Origin of the sequence: Gemmatimonas sp., from assembly GCF_044345575.1 — a bacterium.
In the GTDB taxonomy this organism is placed as follows: Bacteria; Gemmatimonadota; Gemmatimonadetes; order Gemmatimonadales; family Gemmatimonadaceae; genus Gemmatimonas.
Genome location: NZ_JBIJAW010000290.1, coordinates 1 through 4144 on the forward strand (window position 1 = coordinate 1; position 4144 = coordinate 4144).

2 protein-coding genes are annotated in these 4144 nt (G+C 65.2%); both read left to right on the top strand.

Going from position 1 to position 4144, the window contains the following annotated elements:
• On the top strand, positions 1 to 3970 hold a 3970-nt coding region (locus tag ACIQ6O_RS13755; protein ID WP_396208357.1), incomplete at its 5' end, for a PAS domain S-box protein.
• Positions 3967 to 4144, top strand: a 178-nt coding sequence (locus ACIQ6O_RS13760) for a response regulator (protein WP_396208358.1), incomplete at its 3' end; no start/stop codon positions are given. The genes ACIQ6O_RS13755 and ACIQ6O_RS13760, both read left to right, overlap by 4 nt.

Below are 4144 nucleotides of genomic sequence, written 5' to 3' on the forward strand. Positions count from 1 at the left end.
CACCCGGGCCGAGGCGCTGCGCCGTACTGACGATGCGCGCGATTTCGACGGCGTTCCGGTGCTTCGCGGCATTGCCCCGGTGCTGCACACCCCGTGGGTGCTGGTCGCCAAGATCGATCGGGAAGAAACCGAGGCCCCGGTACGTATTGCCGCCACGGTGATCGTTGTGGCGTTTCTGCTGTTGCTGGCACTGATGGTACTCATCGCCCGCAATATCGGTCGCCGGCAGCAACAGCGTGCGCTCATGGAAAAGGATCAGTTGGCGCTGCGCACGCTCCGCGTGGTGGAGACCTCCACCGACGGATATCTCGTGCTCGACGACCAGGGCCGGATCATCGATGCGAACGACGCGTTGCTGAACATCGTGGGGTACGACCGCCGCGCCCTCCTCGCCATGTCCATCGGTGGCCTCAAGGTCGCCGACGCACCCGATCAGGTAGCCGCGACCCTGCAGCGCATTCGCGCCGGAGGCAACGAACGCTACCTCAGCCGTTGGCGGCATCGTAACGGCCAGGTCATCGATGTCGACGTGAGCGCCACCTACCTCGAAGAGGAGGGGGGCGGACGCGTCTATGCATTCGTGCGCGACATCACCGATTCTCTCGCCTCACGCCGGCGACTCGAGCGGGTGAATCGGCTCTATGCCTATCTCAATCATGCCGGCGAGGCGCTGTTCCGGACACGCGATCGGGATGAGGCCTTCGCAATGGTGTGCCGGATTTCCGTGAGCGAGGGCGGATTTCCCCTCGCCTGGGTCGGCGTGGTGAACGACGCGGAACGGCGCGTCGATATCGTCGTCGCGAATGGCGAGGCGGCGGAGTACACGCAGGAGCTCAAGATCACGCTTGATCCGGCGCTGCCCACCAGTCGGGGGCCTGGCGGTCGCTGCATTACCGAACGTCGGCCGGTGATGGTCGATGACTTCACCCGGGATCCGTCCACGGCCCCGTGGCGCGAACTGGCCAATCGCTTCGGGTTGCGTTCCAGCGCCGCTCTGCCGGTACTTGTCGATGGACGGCCGGTGGCCGTGCTCATGCTGTACGACGTGCACGAGGGCGCCTTCGACGGTGAGCTCGTCTCGCTGCTCGAAGAGGTCTCGCGCCTCCTGGCAATGGTACTGCAGAGCATCGAGATCGAACGCCAGCGGGCCGAGGAACAGGAACGCCGGCGCCGTAGCGAGGAACGGTTTCGCATCCACTTCGAAGCGCTCCCGATCGCCACGTATGTCGTGCACGAAGCCACCGGCGCCGTGCACCGCGTGAACCGGGCGTTCATCAACCTCTTCGGTTACGAGGCGTACGACGTCCCCACCCTCGAGGCCAGCTTTGAACGGTTCTTTGCCGACCCGGTGTACCGGGCACAGACCTTCGAGGTATTTCGCCGGGATCTCGCGGAGGTCACGGCGGGAGCCAAGCCGCGCCGCTCCCGCGAGTACAGCATCCGCTGCCGCGACGGCGATGAGCGCGTCGTGCAGGCTATCGTCACACGCACGGCCGATGAACTCATCATCGGCTGGGTAGACCTCACCGAGCTTCGCCAAAGCCAGGTCCTCCTGCGCGACGCGCAGCGCATCGCGCGCCTCGGAAGCTGGAGCTACGACTTCCGCAGTCGAACCCGCGAGCTCTCCGAGGACACCATCGAATTGTTCGAGCTCGACCGGTCGCGGGGGAGTACGCAGGGCATGATGCTGGCCGCATTCAGCCGTGCCGATCTCGCCTATCTCGAAGCCCAGTTCTTCCGCGCCATCCGCGACCGTCAGGTGTATCAGGTCACCGTGCCGGTGACCTCACGCAGAGGCACCCGCCGATACGCCCTCATCCGCGCGCGCGTCGAGTACGACGATGGCGGCGAGCCGCTGCGCGCCGTCGGCTCGGCGCAGGATGTCACCGAACAGACCGAGGCGGCCAACGAGCTGGCCCAGTATCGCGACCAGCTCGAACAACGCGTGATCGAGCGCACCGCCGCCCTGGCCACTGCCAATGAGCAACTGGCCGGCGCCCTCGAAGCCGCCGATGCCGCCAGCCGGGCCAAGTCGGCCTTTCTCGCCGTGATGAGCCATGAAATTCGGACGCCGCTCAACGGCGTCATCGGGATGGCGGAGGTGCTGGCCCAGAGCCCGCTGCCCAGCCGCGATGCCGAAGCCGTACGCATCATCCGCGGATCGGCAACCAATCTGCTGGGCATCATCGACGACATCCTCGATTTCTCGAAGATCGAAGCAGGACGCATCGATCTCGAACGGGAGTCCACGTCCATCAGCGAGATCCTCGACGGAGTGCAGGCATCACTGGCGCCAATGGCTGATGCACGAGGCGTCGATGTGCGGCTGTACATCGCGCCCGATGTCCCCGAGCGCATCATCTCCGATGCCACACGCCTCCGGCAGATCTGTTACAACCTCGTCGGCAACGCCATCAAGTTCAGTGGAGGGCGTCAAGGTCTTCGCGGACGCGTGGCGGTGCGCGTGGACGTGGACACCCTCGAGCCCCTGCGCTTACGCATTGCCGTGCTCGACAACGGCATCGGCATGTCAGCCGATACCCTCGCGCATCTCTTCACGTCGTTCACTCAGGCGGAGATCTCTACCACGCGGCGCTTCGGCGGCACTGGGCTCGGTCTCGCAATCTGCAAGCGCCTCACCGACCTGTTCGGCGGTGAGATCGCCGTGCAGAGCACGCCGGAGGTGGGCTCGACCTTCACGGTGCTGCTCCCCACCGAGGCCGTGGACTACACCTCAGCGCTCCCCGCCATCGACCTCCATGGCGTTCCGTGCGTATTGCTGCGCGAGACCGATGCCCCGGAGGAGATGGACGATATGGCGGTACATCTACGCCACGCTGGTGCCGTCGTCACGGTCGTGGCCTCCGTGCCCGAGGCGTATGCGGTGCTCCAGGACGCCGCGAAACCGGCCGTCTTCGTTCGCCGGGTATCCAACGGCGCTCCACCGGGCGTCGATGGGTTCAGCAATGATGATGTGCGCGCTTTGCACATCACCGATGGACGGCGACGGACAGCCCGCGTGGTCGCCCCGAGTCTCGTGACACTCGACCGGTACCACCTGCGTCCGCGCAGCCTCTTGCGTGCCGTGGCCATCGCCGCCGGGCGCGCGTCGCCGGAACTGCTCAACGAGGATCTCCCGGCGCTCGACGCCCCAACCCCACGCGCCGTCCCCATCAGCGTCGAACAGGCCCGGGCCGAGGGGCAACTCATTCTGGTCGCCGAGGACGACGAGGTGAACCAGAAGGTCATCATGCAACAGCTCTCCCTGCTCGGATTCGCGGCCGAAATCGCGCGCAACGGCGCCGAGGCGCTCAACATGCTGCGGCAGAACCGCTATGCCCTGCTGCTCACCGACCTCCACATGCCGATGATGGATGGCTACGAGCTCACCAGACGCATCCGAAGCGATGAGGCGGAAACCGCAGCGCCGTTCCCGCTCCCCATCGTGGCGCTCACGGCCAATACACTGCGCGGTGAGGAAACCCGGGCACGGGACCTGGGGATGTCGGCGTTCCTCACGAAGCCCGTGCTCCTCAATGTGCTGAAGGACACACTCGGACAGTGGGTCACGCCGCAGGTGGCCACTTCCATGCCGAAGCAGACGCTGCCCGCCATCTCGACCGCCGGTACGTCACTGCCAACGCTCGATGTATCAGTTCTCCAGAGTCTGGTGGGAGACGATATGGACATCGTCAATGAGTTTCTCGCGGATTATCGCACCAGTGCCCAGCGCATTGCCGGCGACATTCGCCTGGCCCATACGCAGGGCGATCTCAGCGCACTCGGCGCGGCGTGTCACAAGCTGAAGTCCTCGTCACGCTCCGTCGGAGCCCTTTCGCTCGGGGAACTCTGCCAGAAGATTGAACTCTCCGCTCGCCAGCGCGATGCGGAATCCGTGAACCGGTCGACCGAAGCATTCGAGCCCGAATTCGAAGCGGTCATGAACGCCTTGTCCATCGCCTTGTCGTGAAACTGCTGCTCGTCGACGACGAAACTTTTGCCCTTCGGCTCCTGACACACCAGCTCAAGAAGCTGGGGTTCGAGGACGTCACGTCGTTCGACGACCCGACGGCCGCGCTGGCGCTGCTCGAGCAGGATGTACACGTGGCCGATCTCATCCTGCTCGATTTGCAGATGCCGGGAA